Annotated in this window: 22 protein-coding genes; 15 read left to right on the top strand and 7 right to left on the bottom strand. The window is 73.3% G+C overall.

The genetic code is table 11. The features are described 5' to 3' along the window. Positions 1 to 40 precede the first annotated feature (40 nt). From OO52_RS28065 to OO52_RS28050, 4 genes are all read left to right on the top strand, one after another. The gene (locus OO52_RS28065; protein WP_030654697.1) at positions 41 to 1,117 is read left to right on the top strand and encodes a quaternary amine ABC transporter ATP-binding protein; all 1,077 of its coding nucleotides are present in this window, start codon (positions 41 to 43) and stop codon (positions 1,115 to 1,117) included. Then, entirely contained in the window at positions 1,110 to 2,924 is a 1,815-nt protein-coding gene (locus tag OO52_RS28060) for an ABC transporter permease/substrate binding protein (RefSeq protein WP_030654698.1), read from the top strand. Before OO52_RS28065 ends, OO52_RS28060 begins: the two co-directional genes overlap by 8 nt. A gap of 406 nt (positions 2,925 to 3,330) precedes the next feature. After that, on the top strand, positions 3,331 to 3,903 hold the full coding sequence (locus OO52_RS28055) for a helix-turn-helix domain-containing protein (RefSeq protein ID WP_030654701.1): 573 nt from the start codon (positions 3,331 to 3,333) through the stop codon (positions 3,901 to 3,903). A 114-nt stretch (positions 3,904 to 4,017) separates the two neighbouring features. Then, complete coding sequence (locus OO52_RS28050) at positions 4,018 to 4,737, top strand: helical backbone metal receptor (RefSeq protein ID WP_030654704.1); 720 nt, start codon at positions 4,018 to 4,020, stop codon at positions 4,735 to 4,737. On the opposite strand, the gene OO52_RS28045 is transcribed toward OO52_RS28050, so the two are convergent. Further along, entirely contained in the window at positions 4,649 to 5,806 is a 1,158-nt protein-coding gene (locus OO52_RS28045; protein ID WP_030654706.1) for a TDT family transporter, read from the bottom strand. The genes OO52_RS28050 and OO52_RS28045 overlap by 89 nt on opposite strands. Positions 5,807 to 5,876: 70 nt before the next feature. Between OO52_RS28045 and OO52_RS28040 the strand changes: the two genes are divergently transcribed. Beyond that, entirely contained in the window at positions 5,877 to 6,794 is a 918-nt protein-coding gene (locus tag OO52_RS28040; RefSeq protein WP_030654708.1) for a LysR family transcriptional regulator, read from the top strand. A 329-nt stretch (positions 6,795 to 7,123) separates the two neighbouring features. Here the strand turns inward: OO52_RS28040 and OO52_RS28035 are convergent, their stop codons facing one another. Together OO52_RS28035 and OO52_RS28030 are read right to left on the bottom strand one after the other, a co-directional pair. Next, positions 7,124 to 7,810 carry a gamma-glutamyl-gamma-aminobutyrate hydrolase family protein gene (locus OO52_RS28035; RefSeq protein WP_030654710.1) on the bottom strand — a complete coding sequence of 229 codons (687 nt, stop codon included), beginning with the start codon at positions 7,808 to 7,810 and terminating at the stop codon, positions 7,124 to 7,126. Between the two features lie 69 nt (positions 7,811 to 7,879). Then, positions 7,880 to 8,617: a FadR/GntR family transcriptional regulator gene (locus OO52_RS28030; RefSeq protein WP_030654712.1), complete on the bottom strand. Its 738-nt coding sequence runs from the start codon at positions 8,615 to 8,617 to the stop codon at positions 7,880 to 7,882. A 96-nt stretch (positions 8,618 to 8,713) separates the two neighbouring features. On the opposite strand from OO52_RS28030, the gene OO52_RS28025 reads away from it, so the two are divergent. From OO52_RS28025 to OO52_RS28015, 3 genes are read left to right on the top strand one after another with little or no spacing between them, the layout of a single operon-like run. After that, positions 8,714 to 10,072 (top strand): glutamine synthetase family protein, encoded by a 1,359-nt coding sequence (locus tag OO52_RS28025; RefSeq protein WP_030654714.1) that lies wholly within the window; start codon positions 8,714 to 8,716, stop codon positions 10,070 to 10,072. A gap of 11 nt (positions 10,073 to 10,083) precedes the next feature. Next, positions 10,084 to 11,457, top strand: a complete 1,374-nt coding sequence (locus OO52_RS28020) for an aldehyde dehydrogenase family protein (protein ID WP_030654716.1) — start codon at positions 10,084 to 10,086, stop codon at positions 11,455 to 11,457. Further along, positions 11,454 to 12,236 (top strand): 3-oxoacyl-ACP reductase, encoded by a 783-nt coding sequence (locus OO52_RS28015; protein ID WP_030654718.1) that lies wholly within the window; start codon positions 11,454 to 11,456, stop codon positions 12,234 to 12,236. Before OO52_RS28020 ends, OO52_RS28015 begins: the two co-directional genes overlap by 4 nt. A gap of 15 nt (positions 12,237 to 12,251) precedes the next feature. On the opposite strand, the gene OO52_RS28010 is transcribed toward OO52_RS28015, so the two are convergent. Next, on the bottom strand, positions 12,252 to 13,454 hold the full coding sequence (locus OO52_RS28010) for an amino acid deaminase/aldolase (protein ID WP_030654720.1): 1,203 nt from the start codon (positions 13,452 to 13,454) through the stop codon (positions 12,252 to 12,254). 1,655 nt (positions 13,455 to 15,109) lie between these two features. Between OO52_RS28010 and OO52_RS28005 the strand changes: the two genes are divergently transcribed. Together OO52_RS28005 and mycP are read left to right on the top strand one after the other, a co-directional pair. Continuing rightward, a complete protein-coding gene (locus tag OO52_RS28005; RefSeq protein WP_037630532.1) occupies positions 15,110 to 15,823 on the top strand; it encodes a hypothetical protein in 714 nt (237 codons plus the stop codon). After that, positions 15,820 to 16,992, top strand: coding sequence for a type VII secretion-associated serine protease mycosin (mycP, locus tag OO52_RS28000; RefSeq protein ID WP_030654722.1), 1,173 nt, complete (start codon positions 15,820 to 15,822; stop codon positions 16,990 to 16,992). The genes OO52_RS28005 and mycP overlap by 4 nt, the downstream gene beginning before the upstream one ends. A 4-nt stretch (positions 16,993 to 16,996) precedes the next feature. Here the strand turns inward: mycP and OO52_RS27995 are convergent, their stop codons facing one another. Both OO52_RS27995 and OO52_RS27990 read right to left on the bottom strand, forming a co-directional pair. Beyond that, on the bottom strand, positions 16,997 to 18,025 hold the full coding sequence (locus OO52_RS27995; RefSeq protein ID WP_030654724.1) for an alpha/beta hydrolase family protein: 1,029 nt from the start codon (positions 18,023 to 18,025) through the stop codon (positions 16,997 to 16,999). A gap of 292 nt (positions 18,026 to 18,317) precedes the next feature. Further along, on the bottom strand, positions 18,318 to 19,268 hold the full coding sequence (locus tag OO52_RS27990; protein WP_030654726.1) for a serine hydrolase: 951 nt from the start codon (positions 19,266 to 19,268) through the stop codon (positions 18,318 to 18,320). A 150-nt stretch (positions 19,269 to 19,418) separates the two neighbouring features. Here OO52_RS27990 and OO52_RS27985 point away from each other — a divergent pair, with 150 nt between their 5' ends. Continuing rightward, positions 19,419 to 20,150 carry an SseB family protein gene (locus OO52_RS27985; protein ID WP_030654729.1) on the top strand — a complete coding sequence of 244 codons (732 nt, stop codon included), beginning with the start codon at positions 19,419 to 19,421 and terminating at the stop codon, positions 20,148 to 20,150. 1 nt (position 20,151) lies between these two features. Here the strand turns inward: OO52_RS27985 and OO52_RS27980 are convergent, their stop codons facing one another. Continuing rightward, positions 20,152 to 20,517 carry a DUF1844 domain-containing protein gene (locus OO52_RS27980; RefSeq protein WP_030654732.1) on the bottom strand — a complete coding sequence of 122 codons (366 nt, stop codon included), beginning with the start codon at positions 20,515 to 20,517 and terminating at the stop codon, positions 20,152 to 20,154. 340 nt (positions 20,518 to 20,857) lie between these two features. Here OO52_RS27980 and infC point away from each other — a divergent pair, with 340 nt between their 5' ends. The 4 genes from infC to OO52_RS27960 all read left to right on the top strand — a co-directional run bounded on the left by infC (position 20,858) and on the right by OO52_RS27960 (position 23,374). After that, positions 20,858 to 21,520, top strand: a complete 663-nt coding sequence (infC, locus tag OO52_RS27975) for a translation initiation factor IF-3 (RefSeq protein WP_030654735.1) — start codon at positions 20,858 to 20,860, stop codon at positions 21,518 to 21,520. A gap of 124 nt (positions 21,521 to 21,644) precedes the next feature. Then, the gene (rpmI, locus tag OO52_RS27970; protein WP_004933563.1) at positions 21,645 to 21,839 is read left to right on the top strand and encodes a 50S ribosomal protein L35; all 195 of its coding nucleotides are present in this window, start codon (positions 21,645 to 21,647) and stop codon (positions 21,837 to 21,839) included. 96 nt (positions 21,840 to 21,935) lie between these two features. After that, positions 21,936 to 22,319: a 50S ribosomal protein L20 gene (gene rplT, locus OO52_RS27965; RefSeq protein WP_006141703.1), complete on the top strand. Its 384-nt coding sequence runs from the start codon at positions 21,936 to 21,938 to the stop codon at positions 22,317 to 22,319. Positions 22,320 to 22,513: 194 nt separating this feature from the next. Further along, complete coding sequence (locus tag OO52_RS27960; RefSeq protein ID WP_030654738.1) at positions 22,514 to 23,374, top strand: TrmH family RNA methyltransferase; 861 nt, start codon at positions 22,514 to 22,516, stop codon at positions 23,372 to 23,374. Positions 23,375 to 23,406 lie beyond the last annotated feature (32 nt).

Genomic DNA, 23,406 nt, shown 5'->3' with positions numbered 1-23,406 from the left:
GCGCGGCCTCTGTCCTGTCCCCGCCAGACGAGAGGTCCGCGTGTCAGCCAGGCTTGAGGTGGAGCACCTGTACAAGGTGTTCGGCAGACGACCCGACGAAGCAGTGGAACGCCTGCGCGAGGGCGCGGACCGGACCGAGCTGCGCGCGGACGGCACGACCGCCGCCGTGATCGACGCGTCCTTCCGCGTCGAGGCCGGCGAGATCTTCGTCGTCATGGGGCTGTCGGGCTCCGGCAAGTCCACCCTGCTGCGCACGCTCAACGGGCTGCTGGAGCCGACCGCGGGCACCGTGCGCTTCGACGGCCAGGACCTGACCGCGCTCACCGACCGGGCGCTGCGCGACCTGCGGTCCCGGAAGATCAGCATGGTCTTCCAGCACTTCGCGCTCTTCCCCCACCGCAGCGTCCGCGACAACGCCGCCTACGGCCTGGAAGTGCAGGGCGTGCCCCGCGCCGAGCGCGAGCGCCGCGCCGACGAGGCGCTCGCCCTGTGCGGCCTGGCCGGCTGGGAGACCTCCTGGCCCGACGAGCTGTCCGGCGGCATGCAGCAGCGCGTCGGCCTCGCCCGCGCCCTCGCCACCGACGCCGACGTGCTGCTGATGGACGAGTCCTTCAGCGCCCTGGACCCGCTGATCCGCCGCGACATGCAGGACCAGTTGCTGGAACTCCAGAAGACCCTGAAGAAGACCATCGTCTTCATCACCCACGACCTCAACGAGGCCATGCGGCTCGGCGACCGCATCGCCGTCATGCGCGACGGCCGTATCGTCCAGACCGGCACCGCCGAGGACATCCTGCTGCGCCCCGCGAACGACTACGTGGCCTCCTTCATCCAGGACGTCGACCGGTCCCGGGTGCTGACGGCGGGTGCCCTCATGGACACCTCGGTCACGGCCGACGCCCCGCTGTGCGGCTGCGAGACCGCGACCCCGGAGACCCCGTTCACCCGGCTGTGCGCGATCAGCGCCCGGTTGTCCCACCGCGTCTCCGTCGTGGACGAGGCGAACCACGTCATCGGTGTCGTCCCCAGACAGCGGCTGGTCGGCTTCCTCGGCGAGGAGACGGCCGGTCCCGCGCCCTGTGACAACCCGCGGGGGAAGGTGACCGGCCGTGCCTAGGATCCACCTCGGGGACTGGGTCGACTCCGGCGTGAACTGGCTGGTCGACCACCTCTCCTGGCTCTTCGACGCCATCAGGGCGGTCATGGAGGGCATGTACGACGGCATCGACGCCGTGCTCGCCGCCCCCGAGCCGCTGCTGATGGCCGGCATCCTCGCCGTGCTCGCCTGGTGGCTGCGCGGCCTGCTCGCCGGTGTCCTCGCCTTCGCCGGGTTCGCGCTGGTCGACTCGCTCGACCTGTGGGACCGGGCCATGTCCACCCTCGCCCTGGTCCTCGTGGCGACCCTGATCGCCCTGGTGATCTCCATCCCGCTGGGCATCTGGGCCGCCCGGTCCAGGGCGGTCGGCGCCGCCGTACGGCCGGTCCTGGACCTGCTCCAGACCATGCCGTCGATGGTGCTGCTGATCCCGGCCATGCTCTTCTTCGGCCTGGGCACCGCCGCCGGTGTGGTCGCCACCCTGATCTTCGCGCTCGCCCCCGGCGTCCGCATGACCGAACTGGGCATCCGCCAGGTCGACGCCGAACTGGTGGAGGCCGCCGAGGCGTTCGGCACCACCCCGCGCGACATCCTGTGGCGCGTCCAGCTCCCGCTCGCGCTGCCCACCATCATGGCCGGCGTCAACCAGGTGATCATGCTGGGCCTGTCCATGGTCGTGATCGCCGGCATGGTCGGCACCGGCGGGCTCGGCGGCGCCGTCAACGAGGCGATCGGCCAGCTCGACATCGGCTACGGCTTCGAGGCGGGCGTCGGCATCGTCGTCCTCGCCATCTACCTGGACCGCGTCACCGGCGCGCTCGGCACCCAGCTCTCCCCGCTGGGCCGCAGGGCCGCAGCGAAGGCCCGCACGCGCGCGTGGTCGTACCGCCCGCGCCCGGCCGTCGCCGTCGCCGGCGTGGTCGTCCTCGCCCTGGTCGCGGGCGGGCTCGGGATCTTCGGCTCCTCCGCCGGCACCTCCGAGGCCTCGGGCGCGGACGTCGGCAAGGGCAAGGAGATCCGGATCGGCTACATCCCCTGGGACGAGGGCATCGCCTCCACCTTCCTGTGGAAGGAGCTGCTGGAGGAGCGCGGCTTCAAGGTGACCACCACCCAGTACGCGGCCGGCCCGCTGTACACCGGCCTCGCCACCGGCCAGCTCGACTTCCAGACCGACTCCTGGCTGCCCACGACCCACGCCGAGTACTGGGCGAAGTACGGCAAGCGGCTGGACGACCTCGGCAAGTGGTACGGCCCCACGTCCCTGGAGCTGACCGTCCCGTCGTACGTGAAGGACGTGAACTCCCTGGCGGACCTCGAGGACCACGCGTCCGAGTTCCACGGGAAGATCATCGGCATCGAACCCAGCGCCGGCATGATGGGCCTGCTGAAGAACAAGGTGCTCGAGGAGTACGGCCTTCAGGGCACCTACGACGTGGTCGACGGCTCCACGCCCGCCATGCTCGCCGAACTGAAGCGCGCCTACGCCAGGAAGCAGCCCGTCGTCGTCACCCTGTGGTCGCCGCACTGGGCGTACAGCGACTACGACCTGAAGAAGCTCAAGGACCCCCGGGGCGCCTGGGGCCGGGGCGACGGCGTGCACACCCTCGCCCGCAAGGGCTTCGCCGCCGACAACCCGCGCGTCGGCCAGTGGCTGAAGGACTTCTCGATGACCGAGGAGCAGCTGACCGGCCTGGAGGCGCGGATCCAGAAGGCCGGCAAGGGCAAGGAGCAGGACGCCGTCCGTGCCTGGCTGCGGCAGCACCCCGGCCTCGTCGACAAGTGGGCCCCGGTCGGCAAGGAGGACGCCACGAGCCAGGCGGCCGGGTGACCTGACCGGCCCGGACCGCCTCCCGAGGGGCGGGCGCCGCCGGACGCCGACGCGCGTCCGGTGCCGCCCGCCCCTCGCGGTCTTCCGCCCGTCTCCCGCGGACGCGCTCCCACGGGACGGTTCCGGCCAATCACCCACCGTGAGGAGCCATGGCCCGCGCCCGGGGCCCCGGCCCAGCTGGACGGCATGTTCATCCTCCAGGGTGACCGGGTCCCGGAGCGCTCCGCGGCGCCCGAGCGCTGGCGCGAACCGTGAGGGTCGGGGATCACGGGAGTGTCAGGGATGTGACAGGCACGTGAAACGGTTTGCCGAACATGCGTAGGGTGCAGAGAAGTCATCGGAAGAGGTGTGCCCCGGAGCGGGCACCCGGAGAGCGGCACGACGAGCGAGGGAGGGAGCCGGAGCGATGGGCGACCACAAAGAGCAGCAGCCCGTGCGGGTGGGCGCGGCCGTCCGGCGGCGCCGTCGTGCGCTGGAACTGACCCTCGCCGTCGTGGCCCAGCGCAGCGGCCTCTCGGTGCCCTTCCTCAGCCAGGTCGAGAACGACCGGGCCCGCCCGAGCCGCACGTCCCTGGAGAAGCTGGCCGACGCCCTGCGCACCACGGCCGTCGAACTCCTCGCCGCCGCCGACCCGGCCGCCAGCGTGGACGTCGTCCGCGCCGAGGCCGTCACCGAGGGCGACTTCGACCCGCGGACCCGTTCCCTGGTGCGCGGCCACCACCAGCTGCACGCCTCCGAGTTCACCGGTGACCACGACGCCGGCCGCGAGTTCCAGCACCGCAACGACGAGCTGATGTACGTCGCCGACGGTGCGGTGGAGATCGAGGCCGAGGGGCGCGCCTACCGCCTCGGGCGCGGCGACACGCTGTATCTGACGGGCGGGGTACGGCACCGGTGGCGGGCGACCGTGCCGGACACGCGGGTGATCGTGGTGGCGGTGGCGGAGCACATCGAGGCGACGCACGACAGGTCTCGCTGAGAGCTCGACGGAAGGGGGTCACGGGATGGTGCGTCCGCCGTCCGCGGCGCCGTCGGGGCCGGTCACGCGGTTCCCCGCGCCCCTTCCGGGCGCCGCCCCAGCCGGAGCCGCCTAGTGCGCGTCGTCTCCCTCGTCCCGTCGCTCACCGAAGCCGTGGCCGTCACCCTGCCCGGAGCCCTCGTCGGTGCCACCGGCTGGTGCAGTCGTCCGCAGGAGCTGGACGTCGTCCGGATCGGCGGTACGAAGAACCCGGACGTGGAGCGGATCGTCGCGCTCGACCCCGACCTCGTCCTCGCCAACGAGGAGGAGAACCGCGCGCCCGACCTCGACGCCCTCCGTGCGGCCGGACTGGACGTGCTGGTCACCGAGGTGCGGAGCGTGCCGCAGGCCGTCGGCGAGCTGGACCGGGTGCTCACCGCGTGCGGCGCGCCGGGCAGGCCCGGCTGGCTGGCCGAGGCGGCGGACGCCTGGGCGGCCCTGCCCGAGCCGGCGGAGCGCAGGACGGCGGTCGTACCGGTCTGGCGGCGCCCCTGGATGGTCCTCGGCCGGGACACCTTCGCGGGTGACGTCCTCGCCCGCCTCGGCGTCGACCACGTGTACGCCCACCACCCCGAGCGCTACCCCCGCGTCCCCCTGGACGAGCTGCGCGCGCGGGCGCCGGACGTGGTGGTCCTGCCCGACGAGCCGTACCGCTTCACCGCCGACGACGGCCCGGAGGCGTTCCCGGGCCTGCCCTGCGCCCTGGTCAGCGGACGGCATCTGACCTGGTACGGGCCGTCCCTGGCGGAGGCGCCACGGGTGCTGGCCGGGGCGCTGCGAGCAGCACGCCGCTGAACAGGCCGCGCACGGTGCCGCGGGCCGCCGCGAGCCAGGCCGCCACCAGGACGCCGTACAGACCGGTCGCCAGGACGTCGTACACCGCGAGACCGGTGTGCCGGGCGAGGACCGCGGCGCCGGTGACGCAGGTGCCCACGGGGAAGGTGAACGCCCACCAGGTCAGCGTGAAGCCCATGCCCCGCCGCCCGGCCCGCACCACGTGCGCGGTCGCGAGCGCCAGCCACAGCAGGGCGAAGCCCATGAGGGGCACCCCGTACAGCACGGCGAAGACGGCGAGGCCGCGGTCGTAGGGGGCGGCTACGACGCCCGGAGCGGCGTCCGCGATCAGCCCGACGGCGGTGGTGGACTGCCCGAGCGGGCCGAGGACCAGGAACAGGGTCGGGGTCAGCGCGAGCGGCAGCGGCCCGGCGGTGATCAGCCGGGCGAAGACCAGCGGCAGCATCAGCAGTACGGCCAGCAGGCTCAGCCCGAAGAGCGCGAAGCAGCCCAGCAGCAGGGTCTCCCGGGGCTGCCCCGGCGGCAGATGCGGCACCAGCGGCGGGCCGGCCGAGGCCGACACCATGGGCGCGACCAGCGGCAGCAGCCACACCGGGGAGGCCTGGGCGGCGTCCACGCGATGCCGTACGGCCATCAAGTACGGCACGGCGACGGCGGCCCCGAGACCGATCGCCGTACCCGTGGTGAACAGCACGGCGTCCAGGGCGACGGCCGTACGCGTCCCGATCAGCTCCCGGCCCACCGTCAGGGCGCCGCCGCCCACCGCGAGCAGCGCCATGGCCAGACAGCCGTAGAAGGGAGCCATGCCCGGGTCGAGGAGATGGGCGCGGGCCTGGTCGCGGTGACGGCTCCAGTGCAGGGCCCGGGCGATCAGCAGGATCAGCAGCAGGAGCAGGGACAGGGCCCAGACGGCCGCGAAGACACCACGCGCCCCGTGCGCCGGACCGGGCAGCGCGGCACCGGCCGAACCGACGATCGCGGTGCCCATCACGGAGGCGTACCAGTTGGGGCCGAGGTGCCGGAGCCGGGCGGCGCGGGGGAGGGGCAGGGGCTGGACTGCGGTGACCATGCGTCCAAGATCCCGCCGGCGGGCGTCCCGGACCAGGGACCATGGACCTATGAGGGCATAAGCTGGTCTTATGAGGGAGGCGGAGGGGCAACGCACGGAATCGCTGGCGCACCGGGTGCCGGACCTCGCCGCGCTGGAGCTGCTGCTCGCGGTGGCGCGGCTCGGCAGTCTGGGCGCGGCGGCACGCGAGGTAGGCATCACCCAGCCGGCCGCCAGCAGCCGGATCCGCTCCATGGAACGGCAGCTGGGCGTGGCCCTGGTCGACCGCTCACCGCGCGGCTCCCGGCTCACCGACGCCGGCGCCCTGGTCACGGACTGGGCCCGGCGGGTGGTGGAGGCGGCGGCCGCCTTCGACGCGGGCGCGCGGGCCCTGCGGGACCGGCGGGACTCACGGCTCAGGGTCGCGGCGAGCATGACCATCGCCGAGTACCTGCTGCCCGGCTGGCTCCTCGCGCTGCACGCCGAGCGGCCCGACACGGCGGTCTCGCTGCTCGCCGGGAACTCGGCGAAGGTCGCGGAACTGCTGCTGACCGGCGAGGCGGACCTGGGCTTCGTGGAAGGCCTGACCGTGCCCACGGGCCTGGACTCCACGGTCATCGCCCGCGACCGGCTGATCGTCGTCACCGCGCCCGCCCACCCGTGGGCCCGCCGCCGACGGCCCCTGACGGCGGCGGAACTGGCCGCGACCCCGCTCATCCTCCGCGAACGGGGTTCCGGCACCCGTCAGGTCCTGGACGCGGCCCTCGGCGGCCTGGCCCGCCCGCTGATCGAGCTGTCCTCCACGACGGCGGTGAAGGCATCCGCCGTCAGCGGCGCGGGCCCCTCCGTCCTCAGCGAACTCGCGGTGGGGGAGGAGCTGGCGATGCGGCGCCTGGTCAGCATCCCGGTCGAGGGCGTCTCCCTCCGCCGGGACCTGAGAGCGGTGTGGCCGACGGGCCACCGCCCCACGGGCCCGGCCCGGGAACTCCTCTCTCTGACACGAGGCTGAACCGTCCCCTGGGCCGCGGGGAACCGCGCGACTGGCCACGAGGTGGCCGCACCGGAGAGGCGGCCGTAACGTCACCGGGGCTGAGCGACCGGCGGTGACGGCGTACCGGTCAGACGGCGGTGAGCTCATCGGCGTTGAGTCGGCAGGGTTACCGGCCACGAAGTAGCCGCGCTGGAGTGGCGGCCGTAACGTCACCGGGGCTCAGTGAACGGCGCGACGGGTCGTGACGGTGCACCGGGGAGACGGCCGCGAGCTCGGCGCTCAGCCGGCGGCGGATGAAAGGCCACGACGTAGCCGCGCCGGAGAGGCAACCGCAACGGCACCGGTGCTCAGCCCGCCGCGGCGATCAGGGCCGCCATCACCCGTGGGTCCTCGCCCATCTCGGGATGCCACTGCACGCCCAGCGCCCACCCCAGGTCCGCCGGCAGTTCGACGGCCTCCACCGTGCCGTCCGCCGCGTAGGCCGACGGGACGAGCCCCTCGCCGAGCCGTTCCACCGCCTGGTGGTGATACGTCGGGACCGTCACCTCCTCCGGCACGATCCCGGCGTACAACGTCCCCGGCACCGGCTTCACCGGGTGCTCGCCGAACGCGCCGACCACCTCCGCGTGCCCGTCCAGGTGCTGGACGAGCGTGCCGCCGCGGGCCACGTTCAGCAGCTGCATGCCCCGGCACACCCCGAGCAGCGGCACGCCCGCCGCCAGCGCCGCGTCGATCAGCGCCAGCTCCCAGGCGTCCCGCTCCGGCGCGGGCGGCCCCGTGCGCGGCGAGCGTTCCGCGCCGTACCGGGCCGGGTCGACGTCCGGGCCGCCCGCGATGACCAGCCCGTCGAGCCGGGCCACCGCCGCCTCGGCGTGCTCCGGCGCGTCCGGCGGCAGCAGCGCGGCCAGCCCGCCGGCCCGCTGCACCAGCCGCGGATAGCCGGCCGCCAGCAGCACCGCGTCCAGGTCCCACACCCCCCAGCGCACGCCGGACTCCAGGTACGTGCTCACACCGATCAGCGGCCGTGCGGTCATACTGCCCTCCTCGACGTCACAGGTTCATCCGATGTCAAAGGTCCACACGCTTACCTTTTCAGAGCCGGCTCACGCCAGAAAGCCCCGCAGCAGCGCCGCCGTGCCCGCGCAGTGCTCCCGCGTCATCTCCCGCGCCCCGTCCGCGTCCCCGTCCAGCACCGCCTCCACCAGCGCGGTGTGCTGCCGCTGCGAGTGCTCCAGGTTGCGCACCAGCAGGGGGATGCGGTCCAGCAGGTCGTTCACGGTGGCCCGGACCGCCGCGTACTGCGCGGTCAGCGACGGCGAACCGCACAGCTCCGCCAGCGTCAGGTGCAGCAGCGTGTCCGCCCGCCGGTAGTCCGTCAGCGGGGCCTCGTGCGTGCGGTGCAGCGCCTGACGCAGCCGCTCCGCCTGCTCCGGTGTCAGCCCGTGCGCCGCGCACAGCCCGGCCGCGCCCACCTCCAGCACCTCGCGGAAGCGCAGCACGTCCTCGATGTCGACCTCGGCGATCCGGCGCCGCAGCTCGTCCTCGCCGCCCGCGTCCGGGCGCGGCAGCACAAACGTTCCGCCGTACCGCCCGCGCCGCGCCTCCACCAGGCCCTGGTCCTGGAGCACCTTCAGCACCTCACGCAGCGTCACCCGGCTGATCCCCAGCCGCTCCGCCAGCTCCCGCTCGGCCGGCAGCCGCTCGCCGGCCGGCACCAGGCCCAGCCGTACGACCTGAAGGATCTGTTCCAGCGCCTCCTCGAAGCCGTTGCCCGCCCGCACCGGCCGCAGCACCGGAGCGAGCCGGTCGTCCACCGTCCGTGCATCCGTCCGCTGCGACATCCGGGCGCACCCCCTTCCCAAGCAATGGTTCGCGGCAATACCTTATGGCTCCCGGCCCGGCCGAAGAAGCGCGATGGCGCCGAAGGAGGCTCTCCCGTGGCAGACCGCACACCCCCGCTCGGCGTCGAGGAACTGCACGCCCTGGTCGCGAGCGGTGAGATCGACACTGTCGTCCTGGCCTTCCCCGACATGCAAGGGCGCCTCCAGGGCAAGCGGTTCGCCGCCCGCTTCTTCCTCGACGAGGTCCTGCACCACGGCACCGAGGGCTGCAACTACCTGCTCGCCGTGGACACCGACATGAACACCGTCGACGGCTACGCGATGTCCTCCTGGGACCGCGGTTACGGCGACTTCGCCATGCACCCCGACCTGTCCACCCTGCGCCGCGTCCCCTGGCACCCCGGCACCGCGCTCCTCATCGCCGACCTCGCCTGGAACGACGGCTCCCCGGTCGTCGCCGCCCCCCGGCAGATCCTGCGCCGCCAGCTCGACCGGCTCGCCGAGCACGGCTACACCGCCCAGGTCGGCACCGAGCTGGAGTTCATCGTCTTCAAGGACAGCTACGAGCAGGCCTGGGACGCGGGCTACCGGGGCCTCACCCCGGCCAACCAGTACAACGTCGACTACTCCATCCTCGGCACCGGCCGCATCGAGCCTCTGCTGCGCCGCCTGCGCAACGACATGGCCGGCGCCGGCCTCACCGTCGAGTCCGCCAAGGGCGAGTGCAACCCCGGCCAGCACGAGATCGCCTTCCGCTACGACGAGGCGCTGCGCACCTGCGACCAGCACGCCCTCTACAAGACCGGCGCCAAGGAGATCGCCGCCCAGGAGGGCGTCTCGATCACCTTCATGGCCAAGTACAACGAGCGGGAGGGCAACTCCTGCCACATCCACCTCTCGCTCGCCGACGCCGACGGCACCAACGCGATGGCCGGACCCGACGGCATGTCCGAGGTGATGCGGCACTTCCTCGCCGGACAGCTGGCCGCGCTCCGCGACTTCTCCCTGCTGTACGCCCCCAACATCAACTCCTACAAGCGGTTCCAGCCGGGCTCCTTCGCGCCCACCGCCGTCGCCTGGGGCCACGACAACCGCACCTGCGCCCTGCGCGTCGTCGGCCACGGCCGCTCCCTGCGCTTCGAGAACCGCCTCCCCGGCGGGGACGTCAATCCCCATCTCGCCGTGGCGGGGCTCGTCGCGGCCGGCCTGTACGGCATCGAGAACAAGCTGGAGCTGCCCGACCCCTGCCCCGGCAACGCCTACACCGCCGACTACGCGCACGTGCCGACCACCCTGCGCGAGGCCGCGGAACTGTGGGAGAACAGCCCGATCGCCGAGGCGGCGTTCGGTGACGAGGTCGTCGCCCACTACCGCAACATGGCGCGCGTCGAGCTGGAGGCCTTCGACGCCGCGGTCACCGACTGGGAGCTGCGCCGCTCCTTCGAACGCCTGTGAAAGGTCACCACGTGTCCGACCCGAACGAGCTGACCGTCGTCAACCCCGCCACCGAAGAGGTCGTCGCCACCGTCCCCGCCGCCACCGCCGAGGACGTGGACGCCGCCGTCGTACGCGCCGCCCGCGCCCAGACCCGGTGGGCCGCCCTCGCCCCCGCCGACCGGGCCCGGCTGCTGCGCCGCTTCGCCGACGTGGTCGACGCCCGCACCGAGGAACTCGCCCAGCTCGAGGTCCGCGAGGCCGGCCACACCGTCGCGGGCGCCCGCTGGGAGGCCGGCAACGCCCGCGACCTGCTCCTCTACGCGGCCGGCGGGGCCGAGCGCCTGGTCGGCAAGCAGATCCCGGTCCCCGGCGGCTGGGACGTCACCTTTCAGGAACCGCTGGGCGTCATCGGTGTCATCGCCCCCTGGAACTTCCCCATGCCGATCGCCGCCTGGGGCTCCTTCCCGGCGCTCGCGGCCGGCAACGCCGTCCTCCTCAAGCCCGCCGAGACCACCCCGCTCACCGCGCTCCGCCTCGCCGAACTGGCCCTGGAGGCGGGCCTGCCCGAGCACCTCTTCCAGGTGCTGCCCGGCTACGGCGACACCGCCGGACGCGCACTGGTGGACCACCCGGACGTCGCCAAGATCGTGTTCACCGGCTCCACCCGCACCGGCCGCGAGGTCATGGAGCGCTGCGCCCGGCTGGTCAAACCGGTCACCCTCGAACTCGGCGGCAAGAGCCCCAACGTCGTCTTCGCCGACGCCGACCTCAAGGCCGCCCTCGACCCCTTCTCCTTCCTGGACAACTCCGGCCAGGACTGCTGCGCCCGCACCCGCGTCCTGGTCCAGGAGACGGTGCTGGACGAGGCCCGCGCCTTCCTCGCCGAAGCGCTGGCCGCCGTGGTCGTGGGCGACCCGGCCGACGAGAAGACCCAGATGGGCCCCCTCATCTCCGGCCGGCAACTGGAGCGCGTACGGTCCTACGTCCCCGACGACGCCCCGGCCCTGCGCGGCACGGCCCCCGACGGCCCCGGCTTCTGGTTCCCGCCGACCGTGCTCACCGGCGAGCGGCCCGACAGCCCGGCGGCCCGCGAGGAGATCTTCGGCCCGGTCGCGGTCCTGCTGCCCTTCACCGACGAGCAGGACGCGATCCGCCTCGCCAACGACACCCCCTACGGCCTCTCCGGCTCCATCTGGACCCGGGACGTCGGCCGCGCCCTGCGCGTGTCGCAGGCCGTACGCGCGGGCAACCTGTCCGTCAACTCCCACTCCAGCGTCCGCTACTGGACCCCGTTCGGCGGCTACAAGCAGTCCGGCCTCGGCCGGGAACTCGGCCCCGACGCCCTGACCGCCTTCACCGAGACCAAGAACGTCTTCCTCAGCACGGAGGTCCCCGCACAGTGACCGACAACAGTGTCTGCCGCCGCCTGCTCGGCCGTACCGCCGTCGTGACCGGAGCCGGCAGCGGCATCGGACTCGCCAGCGCCCGCCGGCTCGCCTCCGAGGGAGCCCACGTCGTCTGCGCGGACGTCGACGAGGTCCGCGGCAAGGCCGCCGCCGAGGAGGTCGGCGGGCTCTTCGTGAAGACCGACGTCACCGACCCCGAGCTGGTCGAGGCGCTGTTCCAGGCCGCGTACGACACCTACGGCAGCGTCGACATCGCCTTCAACAACGCCGGCATCTCCCCGCCCGACGACGACTCCATCCTGGAGACCGGCCTGGAGGCCTGGAAACGCGTCCAGGAGGTCAACCTCACCTCCGTCTACCTGTGCTGCAAGGCCGCCCTCCCCTACATGCGCCGCCAGGGCAAGGGCTCCATCATCAACACCGCGTCCTTCGTGGCACGGATGGGCGCGGCCACGTCCCAGATCTCCTACACCGCCTCCAAGGGCGGCGTCCTCGCCATGTCCCGCGAACTGGGGGTGCAGTTCGCCAGGGAGGGCATCAGGGTCAACGCGCTGTGCCCCGGCCCGGTCAACACCCCGCTGTTGCAGGAGCTGTTCGCCAAGGACCCGGAACGGGCCGCGCGCCGCCTGGTCCACATCCCGCTCGGCCGGTTCGCCGAGGCCGAGGAGATCGCCGCCGCCGTCGCCTTCCTGGCCAGCGACGACTCCTCCTTCGTCAACGCCACCGACTTCCTGGTGGACGGCGGGATCGCGGGCGCGTACGTCACGCCGCTGTAGGGCTGCCCACGGGACTCAGAGGAACGTACGCCCCTCACCCCGGTAGGTGGGCACGGTGGCCGTCACCGTGTCGCCCTCGATCAGGTGCAGTGTGTCGAACCGCTCGCACAGCTCGCCCGCCTTGGCGTGCCGGAACCACACCTTGTCGCCGATGAGCAGGTCGTCGGCGGGCGAGCCGAGCAGCGGGGTCTGCACCTCACCGGGGCCCTCCTGCGGGTCGTACCTCAACCCCTCCGGCAGATACGGCACCGGCAGCCGGTCGGGGCCGGCGGCACCGGAGGCCGGGTAACCGCCGCCGAGCACGGTGACGACGCCGACGCCGGGCCGCCGGACCACCGGCTGGGCGAAGAGGGCCGCCGGACGGCCGGTGAAGGACGTGTAGTTGTCGAACAGGCGCGGCACGTACAGCCCCGAGCCGGCCGCGATCTCGGTCACCGCGTCCTCGGCGGCGGTGTGCTGCACACTGCCGGTACCGCCGCCGTTGACGAACTCCAGGTCCGGGGCCACCGCCCCCACCGCCCGGACGACCGCGGCCCGCCGCTCGGCCAGCTCCCGCCGGGCGGCGGCCTGCATCAGCCGGATCGCCCGCGAGCGCAGGGGCCGCCCGGCGACCGCGTCCCCGACTCCGGCGACGTGTCCCTCGTACGCCATGATCCCCACCAGCCGGAAGCCCGGCCGCCGGGCCACGGACCGTGCCAGCTCGGCGAGTTGGGCGGGGGAGTGCAGCGGCGAACGCCGGGCCCCGACCCGGACCCGGCCGCCGAGCAGCTTCAGCGAGGTGTCCAACTCCAGGCAGACCCGGACCACTTCACGCCCGCCGTCCCGCGACGCGTCGATCAGATCGAGGTGCGCCGGGTCGTCGATCATCACGGTGACGGCACCGGCCAGCTTGGGATCGGCGGCCAGCTCGGCGAAGCCCGCCCGGTCCGCCGACGGATAGGCCAGCAGGACGTCCTCGAACCCCGAACGCGCGAGCCACAGCGACTCGTCCAGGGTGAACGACATGATGCCCTGGAAGCCGTCCTTGGCCAGGACGCGTTCCAGCAGGGCCCGGCAGCGAACCGACTTGCTGGCGACCCGCACGGGCTTCCCTCCGGCACGGCGGACCAGGTCGTCCGCGTTGGCGTCGAAGGCGTCCAGGTCCACGATCGCGAGAGGGGCGTCGAGATGGGCGGTGGCCCGGTCGTAACGGGCCCGGTCGGCGGCGCGCGCAGTCATGACGGAAGCCTGCCAGACAGGATTACCGCAGGGTAGGGGGACGTTCCGGGCAGATGCCCCTGGCTCGTGGACTGGTTCTCCTTCACTCCCGGACAACCCGTAGAGTGACGCGCACGTACGGCGGAACGCGCCCGGCCACCGCGTGAACCGGGATGCCGGTCCGGCCGTACGGGTATGCGTGCCCGGAAGGAGCTTCCACACCCGGGTGCGGCCGAGCAGCAGACCGGCCCGCGTACGAGGAGACGGCCCGGGCACGAGGAAACGGGGGGTGCATGAGCACGGAAGCCCGCCACGCCCCGATCCCGCGGCGTCCGTCGACTCCTCCAGGACCCCCGGCCCAGCGCCCGCCGACGCCCTCCGCACCGCCACGCCTCGACGACGACCCGGACGAGGAGCCGTCGGTCTTCACCCCGCGCGGTGCACGGCCCGCGTCCGACGCGGTCCCGCGCGCCCACCGTCCGCGCCCGTCGGCCGTACCCGAGGTCTCCGACCCGGTGAGCCCGCCCCCACCGCCCGCCTCGGCCCGGTTCCCCGACGCACCCCCGAGCACCGGGTCCTCCGGCGCACCGGCCCGGACGCCGTCGGCGCCCCCCACGTCCCGGCTCCGTCCGGGCAGGGAGCCCGGGGGACAGGGCGCCCCCGCAGAAACCCCGTCGGAGACGACGGCACGGCTGCGCCCGATCCGCCCGTCGGCCTCGCCCGCGCCGACGTCCCCGACTCCGCCGGTGTCGTCGCGCACGCCGGATGCCCCGCGCCCTCCGGCACCCGCTCCCCGACACCCCGACTCGGCGCCCACCGACCCCGCTTCAGCCGCTTCCCCGGGAGCACCGACGGACCACCGCACCGGTGACGCACCGGCGCTTAGGCAGGCAACGAATCCCCGTGCGGGTGGCGTGTCCGCGTCTGGGCAGGCAGCGAATCCCCGTGCGGGTGGTGTGTCCGCGTCTGGGCAGGCAGCGAATCCCCGTGCGGGTGGTGTGTCCGCGTCTGGGCAGGCAGCGAATCCCGGTACGGGTGGCGTGCCGCTGCCTGGGCAGGCGGGGAACCCTCGCATGGGTGGGGTGTCCGCGCCTGGCCAGGCGGGCAGTCCCCGTGCCGATGGTGTGTCCACGCCCGGGCAGGCAGAGGCCCCTCGCATGGGTGGTGTGTCCGCGTCTGGGCAGGTACGGGAGCCTCGCGCGGGTGGCGTGTCCGCGTCTGGGCAGGTACGGGAGCCTCGCGCGGGTGGCGTGTCCGCGTCCGGGCAGGCAGCGAATCCTCGTGCGGGTGGTGTGTCCGCGTCCGGGCAGGCAGCGAATCCCGGTACGGGTGGCGTGCCGCTGCCTGGGCAGGCGGGGAACCCCCGCATGGGTGGGGTGTCCGCGCCTGGACGGACAAGCACCGCCCGTGCTGATGGCATGTCAACGCCCGGGCAGGCGGCGGAACCCCGTGGGGGTGTCGTCCCCCCGCCCGGGCCGGTGAGCGATCAGGCCGTGGCCGGGGCCTGGTCCCCCATGGCTCCCGCTCATCCCGTGCGTCCCGCGCCCGACCCCGCTCACTCCTGGGCGGCCGGAACTGGTGGGCGGCCGCTCGTGTCGTTCGGGGAACCCGAGGGGTTCGGGGGGCGGACGCGTCCCCGGGTCGGGGCGCGCACCGTCGCCGCCGCTGCCTGCCTCGTGCTCGGGCTCGGGCTCATCGGCGGTGCCGCGACCGGCACCTGGCTCACCGGCGACGGCGGGGCGGACGGCGCCGGGAACGCCTTCGGCACGGCCCGGACCCTCTGGCACAGCGTGCCGGTGGACGAACTGTTCCCGCCCACCGTCCAGGGCACGGGCGCCGGCCCCGGCGGCGCCGACCGCACCTGGACCCGCATCGCCGTGGCCCGGGACGGCGACTGCGCCCACGCCCTCGACCCGCTGCTGCACAAGGCCCTCGCCCCGGTCGGCTGCCAGCGGCTGCTGCGCGCCACCTACACCGACGCCACCCAGACCTACGTCACCACCGTCGGCCTGCTCTTCACCAAGGCCGACCCCGCAGCGATGTCCGCGCTCGCCGCCCGCTTCCGCGACGAACACCTGGACAGCCGAGCCGATCTGATGCCCCGGCCGTACGCGGCCGCCGGCACGGCCGCCGCCGGGTTCGGCGACCGGCAGCGGGCCTCGTGGACCGTCTCCGTCCTCACCGACGCCCCCGTCGTCGCCTACGCCGTCTCCGGCTGGGCCGACGGCCGTACCGTCGACACGCCCCAGCCCGCCGCCGACGCCGTCCGCTCCGGCGCCACCACGGCACCGGCCCAGGCCGGTCTCGGCAACGAGGCCCAGGGCCTGGCCGACCGCATCGAACGGCGCCTGCGCAAGACCGTCGGCACGGCCACGGAGAAGCCTTCATGAAGCACCCGGCCAGGCACGCCGCCAAGGCGGCGGTGAGCCTGCTGCTCGCCGTCCCCCTCGCCCTGCTGCCGTCCGCCGCCGCCCACGCCGACGGCATCCGCGCCCAGCAGTGGGGCCTCAGCGCCCTCCACCTGGACGAGGCCTGGCGGACCACCAAGGGCCGGGGCGTCACCGTCGCCGTCCTGGACACCGGCGTGGAGGCCGACCACCCGGACCTCGCCGGCAACGTCCTGCCCGACAAGGACATGATCGGCTTCGGCGCGGGACCAGGCGACCGCACCTGGGCCCGGCACGGCACCGCCATGGCCGGCATCATCGCCGGTCACGGCCACGGACCCGGCGGCACGGACGGCGTCATGGGCGTCGCCCCCGAGGCGAAGATCCTGCCCGTCCGGGTGATCCTGGAGGACGGCGACCCCGCCCGCGCCAAGGCCCGCACCACCCGCGGCAGCGCCCTCGCCGACGGCATCCGCTGGGCCGCCGACCACGGCGCCGACGTCATCAACCTCTCCCTCGGCGACGACTCGAACTCGGCCCATCCCGAACCCGGCGAGGACGAGGCGGTGCAGTACGCCCTGAAGAAGGGCGTGGTCGTGGTCGCCTCCGCGGGCAACGGCGGCGACAAGGGGGACCACGTCTCCTACCCGGCCGCCTACCCGGGCGTCATCGCCGCCACCGCCGTGGACAAGTACGGCACCCGCGCCGCCTTCTCCACCCGCCGCTGGTACGCGGCCGTCAGCGCGCCCGGCGTCGACGTCGTCATCGCCGACCCCGACCACAAGTACTACGCGGGCTGGGGCACGAGCGCCGCCTCGGCCTTCGTCTCCGGCGCGGCGGCCCTGATCAAGGCCGCCCACCCAGGTCTTTCCCCCGCCCAGATCAAGCAGCTCCTGGAGGACACCGCGCGGGACGCCCCGGTCGGCGGCCGGGACGACTCGCGGGGCTTCGGCATGATCGACCCGGCGGCGGCCCTCAGGTCGGCCGCCCGCCTGGGACCCCGGGGCCTGAAGGCCGCGTCCTACGGCGCGAAGTACTTCGGCGCCGGCCCCGACACCCCCAAGGCCACGAGCAGCCCCTCCGACTGGGCGGCCCCGCTCGCGGGCGGCGCGGGCGGGGTCCTGCTGGTGGCCGGGGTGATCCTGTGGCGGGGCCGCAGGCACCCGGCCTGAGCCGCTATCCGGCGATGTACCCGATCTCCGGGTAGCGCGGCGAAGCGCCGTGCAGCAGGTGCGCCGTGTCGGGGCGGCCTCGGAGTTGCAGGTCGAAGAAGGCCCGCACCGTGGCCCGTACGGCCGCCACCGCCCGGTCGGCGGGGATCGTACCGGCCTGCAACTGCTGCCGCACCACCACCGGGACCTGGGGCGCGATGGCCACGAGGTCCGTGTAGGAGTTGTGGTCGGCGTCCGCGAGCCGCAGGCAGCGGCGCCAGCCGCGCAGTCGCTCCCAGAACGGGTGCCAGGTCGGGTCCTGGTCCATGCCGTCGTGCACGGCTGTGTCCATCAGCAGGAACGGCCGGTCGAGACCGTGCTCGACCACCGGCCCGTACAGCGCGCCGTCCAGGTCGATGCCGGCCCGCACCCGCTCGTCCCGGTACATGACGGCCGCCGACGCGGCACCGCCCCGGGAGTGCCCGAAGGCGCCGGTCCGCGTGAGGTCCAGGCTCCCGCGCAGACCGCGGGGCAGCGGGCGCCGCTGTGCGTCGGGATTGCCGCCCCGGTTCACCACGGCCAACTGGTCGAGCACGAACCGCAGGTCGTCGGCGCGCACCGCGACCCCCTCCGCCCGGCCGGCCGGATCCGGCTCGGGGCGGGTTACGACGCGGCCGTCGGGGAACTCCACCTCGCCCGAGTCGTACGGGTGGTCCACCGTGACCACCACGTACCCCCAGGACACCAGGTCCTCGACGACGAGGGTGTTGAACGTGCGGTCCGAGGTGTAGCCCGGCGAGTACAGCAGCACCGGCCGGCGGCCCGGTCTGGCCGGCGCCCGGTCCGCGCTGTGCGTCCACGGCAGCGCGTAGCCGTCCACCGCGCCGCCGAAGCGGGCCTTCACCGCCCGCTCGGCACCGGACGGCAGCCACGGCAGCGGCGCGTGACCACGTACGTCGGCGGCCGGGTAGTGCACGGTCACCATCAGCTCACGCGGCGCTCCCGTGTCCGACCGGGGTTCGGTCCGCGACCGGTCGACCAGGTGCAGCTCCACGGCGCCCACCGGCGCGGGCCCGGTCGGTCCGGCCAGCCGGATGGGGATGAGGCCGGCCGCTGAGGCGTGTCCGGGAGCCGACAGGGGAACGGCGACGGCTGCGACGGCTTCTAGGCCACCGGCTATGAGGGATCGGCGAGTGGGGCGTACGGGAGGCACCGGGCTCCTTCCGCGGCCGGACGCCGGCTCGGCAAAGAATTGGTCGGCGTCCGGCCTGCTCATCGTCAAGTCCCTTGCACGCTAGATCAATTGCTCGACAGCCGCTGGATCCTTTACGGCCGAACGCGATGGATCATTTGTCGCCAAACGCCCCTACCGCCGCCCGCGCCGCCGCCTCCACCAGGGCGATCCCCCGCGTCCGGCTCGCCGTGCCGTCCGACAGCACCGCCACCAGGTAGTCGGTCCCGTCCACCGTCACCCGGCCGATGCTGTTGACGTCCCACAGCCCGGTCGCGCTGCGCGGCAGCCACCCGTTCTTCAGCGCCCAGGAGTTTCCTTCGGCGGCGGCCGACACCCCCCACCGCTGATCGGACTCGACGGACTTCATCAGCCCCTGGAGATACGCCCGCGAGGCCGCGCTCAGCTTCGACTCCGCCCCGAACACCTGCTGGAGCAGGACCAGTTGGTCCGCCGCGGTGGTCTGGGTCAGCCCCCACAGCTCACCGTCCCCGCCGGAGGTCCGCGTCAGCCCGAAGCGTTCGTTCGCCGCGTCCAGCCCGGCCGCCCGCCCGATCGTGTGCCACAGCGCCGTCGCGGAGGCGTTGTCGCTGTTCTCGATCATCGTCGTGGCGTACGCCCGCTCCCGCGCCGTCAGTCGCCGGCCCGCGTCCTGCGCCTGGAGCAGCAGCGCGGCCAGGATGTCGACCTTGACGATGCTCGCCGTGTCGAAGGCGGCGTCGCCGTACACGGCGCTCTCCCCTGACTCCGGGGCCAGCACCGCCACCGGCACCCGAGCGCCCGACGGCACCTCGGCCTTCGCCACCGCGGCGCTCACCACCGCTTGCCGGTCCACCGTGGCGGGCTCCGTCACGGACGCGTCCTTCCCCGCCCTGGCCGAGGCGGTGACCGAGGGCGCCGCCGCCGACGATACGGCCACGGTCCCGGAGCGCGCCCGGCCCTTCACGTAGACCGTGCCGCCGGCGGTGACCCCGCCCACGGCGACGACGGTGAGCGCGGTGCACAGGAAGGTGCGGCGCGTGGACGGGCGCGCGCGGCGGCGACGGCGGGCTCCGGAGGGCTCCATGCCCGCGATGCTCGGGGCGCCGGCTGTGCGGCCCGTTGGACGGACGTGAGAGCCGGGTCAGGGCAGACTGAGATTCCCGTGAACGCGGTGACGCCGTCGTTCCCGGCCCCCCACAGGGCAGGCGGCTTCCCCCCTATAGGGTCGGGGACCGTGGCGAACAAGAACATTCCCGACCCCGGCTTCTCCGACGACGACGGCTCCGCCGATCCCCGGCTGAGCGCCGCGCTCGCCGCCTGGGCCGAGGACCGCAGTGCCCTCGGGCCCGTCCTGGAGGCGCTCAGGGGCGCCCGTCTGCTGGTCCCCGTCGTCGCCGTGCTCGGCGAGGTCGAGGAGGACGAGAACGGCCTGCGCCGCGAGAAGACCAGCGACATGGCCGTACCCACGCTGAAGGCCGGCGACCGCACCGCGCTGCCCGCCTTCACCTCCACCGACTCCCTCGCCCGCTGGGACCCCGCGGCCCGCCCGGTCGCCGTACCCCTGCACCAGGCCCTCCAGGCCGCCGCGCACGAGAAGGCCGACACGGTCGTGCTCGACCTCGCCGGACCGGTGCCGTTCGAGCTGACCGGCCCGGCGCTCCTCGCGCTCGCCGAGGGCCGCACCAGCATCGACCCGCTCACCGACCCCGCCGTGGTGGGGGCCGTCCGTACGGCGGTGGCGGCGGAGCCCGCCGTGCTGCGCGCCCACCTCGGGCCCGGGCAGGCCGACGGCACCCTCGCCCTCGTCCTCGACCCGGCCGCGCCGCCCGCCGAGGCCGCCCGCGCGGTCGCCGAGCGGCTCGCGGCCGACGAAACGCTGCGGGCCCGCCTGGTGCGCGGCCTCGACCTGGCGCTGCTGCCGGCCGGGACCACGCCTCCGGGCGAGCCCTTGTACGTGAAGGAGTAGGTCAGCTGTAGAGGGGGCCGGTGTACTTCTCGCCCGGCCCGTGCCCCGGCTCGTCCGGGACGATCGACGCCTCACGGAACGCGAGCTGGAGCGACTTCAGGCCGTCGCGCAGCGGGGCGGCGTGGAAGGAGCTGATCTCGGTGGCGCTCGCGTCCAGCAGACCGGCGAGCGCGGTGATCAGCTTGCGGGCCTCGTCCAGGTCCTTGTACTTCTCGCCCTCCTCGCTCAGCCCGAGCTTCACGGCGGCGGCGCTCATCAGGTTGACGGCGACCGTCACGATCACCTCGACGGCGGGGACCTCGGCGATGTCCCGGGTCATCGCGTCGAAGTCGGGAGCCTCGGAAGACTCAGCAGGGGTGTCACTCATGCCCCACACCTTAGGTGGTCGCGCCGGGCACCCCTCAATTCGCCCTTGTCAAGCGATCCTGCTAATCTGGAGGACGACCGGCTGGACATAACTGTGTCCGGCCCACAAGTGGAGGCTCCGATCTCCCACCTGACCGTCCTCCGGGACGGCGGGTCATCCGGTCAGGCGGCCCCCATCGTTCCGTACGGACGATGGAGTCGCCCGAAAGTGCGCCCCGCGGCATCGCGGCGGTGCTCCGGTTGTTTGGAGCCCCGCCTGTGATCGTCCGGGGCATTTTTTGTGCTTCGGCGCGGTTAGGTCTAACGAAAAGAGACGTTACGCGGCTGTCCGCCAGACCGCCGTGTGGTGCTACCGAGGAGGATCCATCAGCGCCGAGCCCCGCATCAACGACCGGATTCGCGTTCCCGAGGTGCGACTTGTCGGTCCCAGTGGCGAGCAGGTCGGCATCGTGCCGCTCGCGAAGGCACTGGAGCTTGCGCAGGAGTACGACCTGGACCTGGTCGAGGTCGCGGCGAACGCCCGTCCGCCCGTGTGCAAGCTCATGGACTACGGGAAGTTCAAGTACGAGTCGGCCATGAAGGCCCGTGAGGCGCGCAAGAACCAGGCGCACACGGTCATCAAGGAGATGAAGCTCCGGCCGAAGATCGACCCGCACGACTATGACACCAAGAAGGGTCACGTCGTCCGGTTCCTCAAGCAGGGCGACAAGGTCAAGATCACGATCATGTTCCGTGGTCGCGAGCAGTCCCGCCCCGAGCTGGGCTACCGACTGCTGCAGCGGCTCGCGGAGGACGTCCAGGACCTCGGTTTCGTGGAGTCGAACCCGAAGCAGGACGGCCGAAACATGATCATGGTCCTCGGTCCGCACAAGAAGAAGACCGAGGCGATGGCCGAGGCCCGCCAGGCGCAGGAGGCCCGCAAGGCCGAAGCGAAGGCGAACCCCGGTAAGTCGCAGAACCCTGCCGAGGCTGAGGCGCCGTCCGAGGAGCCTGCCGAGGCGTGATCCCGGGGGATGTACGTCCCCGTACGTCCCCGAGGATGTAACCGAAAGAAGAGAGCGACGCTCCAACCGTGCCCGGTTTCACGACCGGGCACCGGAGCGCCACCGACGAGGAGATAACGGCGCTATGCCGAAGAACAAGTCGCACAGCGGTGCCAGCAAGCGCTTCAAGGTCACCGGCTCCGGCAAGGTGCTCCGTGAGCGCGCCGGCAAGCGCCACCTGCTCGAGCACAAGTCGTCCCGCGTCACGCGTCGCCTCACCGGCAACGCCGAGATGGCCCCGGGCGACGCCGCGAAGATCAAGAAGCTTCTCGGCAAGTGACGCGGCGGCGCTCTGAGCGCCGTGCGTCGGGACCGGGACCGAATCGATTCCGGGTCGTGTGAGTACCACCACGACCCCGCTACAAGGAGTTAACAAGTGGCACGCGTCAAGCGGGCAGTCAACGCCCACAAGAAGCGCCGGGCGATCCTCGAGCAGGCTTCCGGCTACCGCGGTCAGCGTTCGCGCCTGTACCGCAAGGCCAAGGAGCAGGTCACCCACTCGCTGGTCTACAACTACAACGACCGCAAGAAGCGCAAGGGCGACTTCCGTCAGCTGTGGATCCAGCGCATCAACGCCGCTGCCCGCGCCAACGGCATCACCTACAACCGCTTCATCCAGGGTCTGAAGGCCGCGAACGTCGAGGTCGACCGCAAGATCCTGGCCGAGCTGGCCGTGAACGACGCGAACGCCTTCGCGGCGCTCGTCGAGGTCGCGCAGAAGGCGCTGCCGTCGGACGTGAACGCTCCCAAGGCCGCGTGACGCCGCGCTGGCTCTGAGCCGACGCTCACTGTAGGACCCGCAGGCTGTTATGGCTTGCGGGTCCTGTCGTTGGGGCCCACCGCACGTGGTTCGGCCGCCGGTCCGTCGTGGTCGCTCGCGCCCACGCGGCGGAGCCGCATACCGACAGAGCCCCGCGCCCCCGAGGGGGGCGACAAGTCGCCGAAGGTAAAAGGATGCCCTCCGTCTCTCCCGAGCTGATTTCCCCCAGGTCCGCCCGTGTCTCCGCCGCCCGGCGTCTGGCCAAGCGGAACTTCCGGGGCAAGGATCGGCTGTTCCTGGCCGAAGGGCCGCAGGCCGTGCGAGAGGCTGCCGGGCACCGGGCCGGGGGACAGGCGACGCTGGTCGAGCTGTTCGCGACGGTCGAGGCCGCGGAGCGGTACGCCGACATCATCGGCGCGGCCCGCAGCGCCGACGCCCGGGTGCACCTCGCCTCCGAAGAGGTCATCGCCGACATCTCCACCACCGTCACCCCGCAGGGCCTGGTCGGCGTCTGCCGGTTCCTGGACACCCCGTTCGAGGACATCCTCGCCGCCCGGCCCAAGCTGGTCGCCGTACTCGCCCATGTGCGGGACCCCGGCAACGCCGGCACCGTGCTGCGCTGCGCCGACGCCGCCGGCGCCGAGGCCGTGGTGCTCACCGACGCCTCCGTGGACCTGTACAACCCCAAGGCCGTCCGGGCCTCCGTCGGCTCGCACTTCCACCTGCCCGTCGCCGTCGGCGTCCCCGTCGAGCGGGCCGTGGCCGGACTGAAGGAGGCCGGGGTGCGCGTCCTCGCCGCCGACGGGGCCGGCGACCGCGACCTGGACGAGGAACTGGACAAGGACACCATGGGCGGGCCCACCGCCTGGGTGTTCGGGAACGAGGCCTGGGGCCTGCCGGAGGAGACCCGCGCCCTCGCCGACGCCGTCGTACGCGTCCCCATCCACGGGAAGGCCGAGAGCCTGAACCTCGCCACCGCCGCCGCCGTATGTCTCTACGCGTCGGCCCGTGCACAGCGCGCCTCCGGAGGGTGCCGCTCCGTCACCGAGAGCTAGTAGGGTGACCAGCGCGGGGCCCTGCGCCGTCT

It is taken from the genome of Streptomyces flaveolus (assembly GCF_000716535.1).
Taxonomy (GTDB): Bacteria; Actinomycetota; Actinomycetes; order Streptomycetales; family Streptomycetaceae; genus Streptomyces; species Streptomyces flaveolus_A.
Note: the sequence above shows the minus strand (reverse complement) of the source record. Positions and strands in the feature narration are given on the sequence as shown.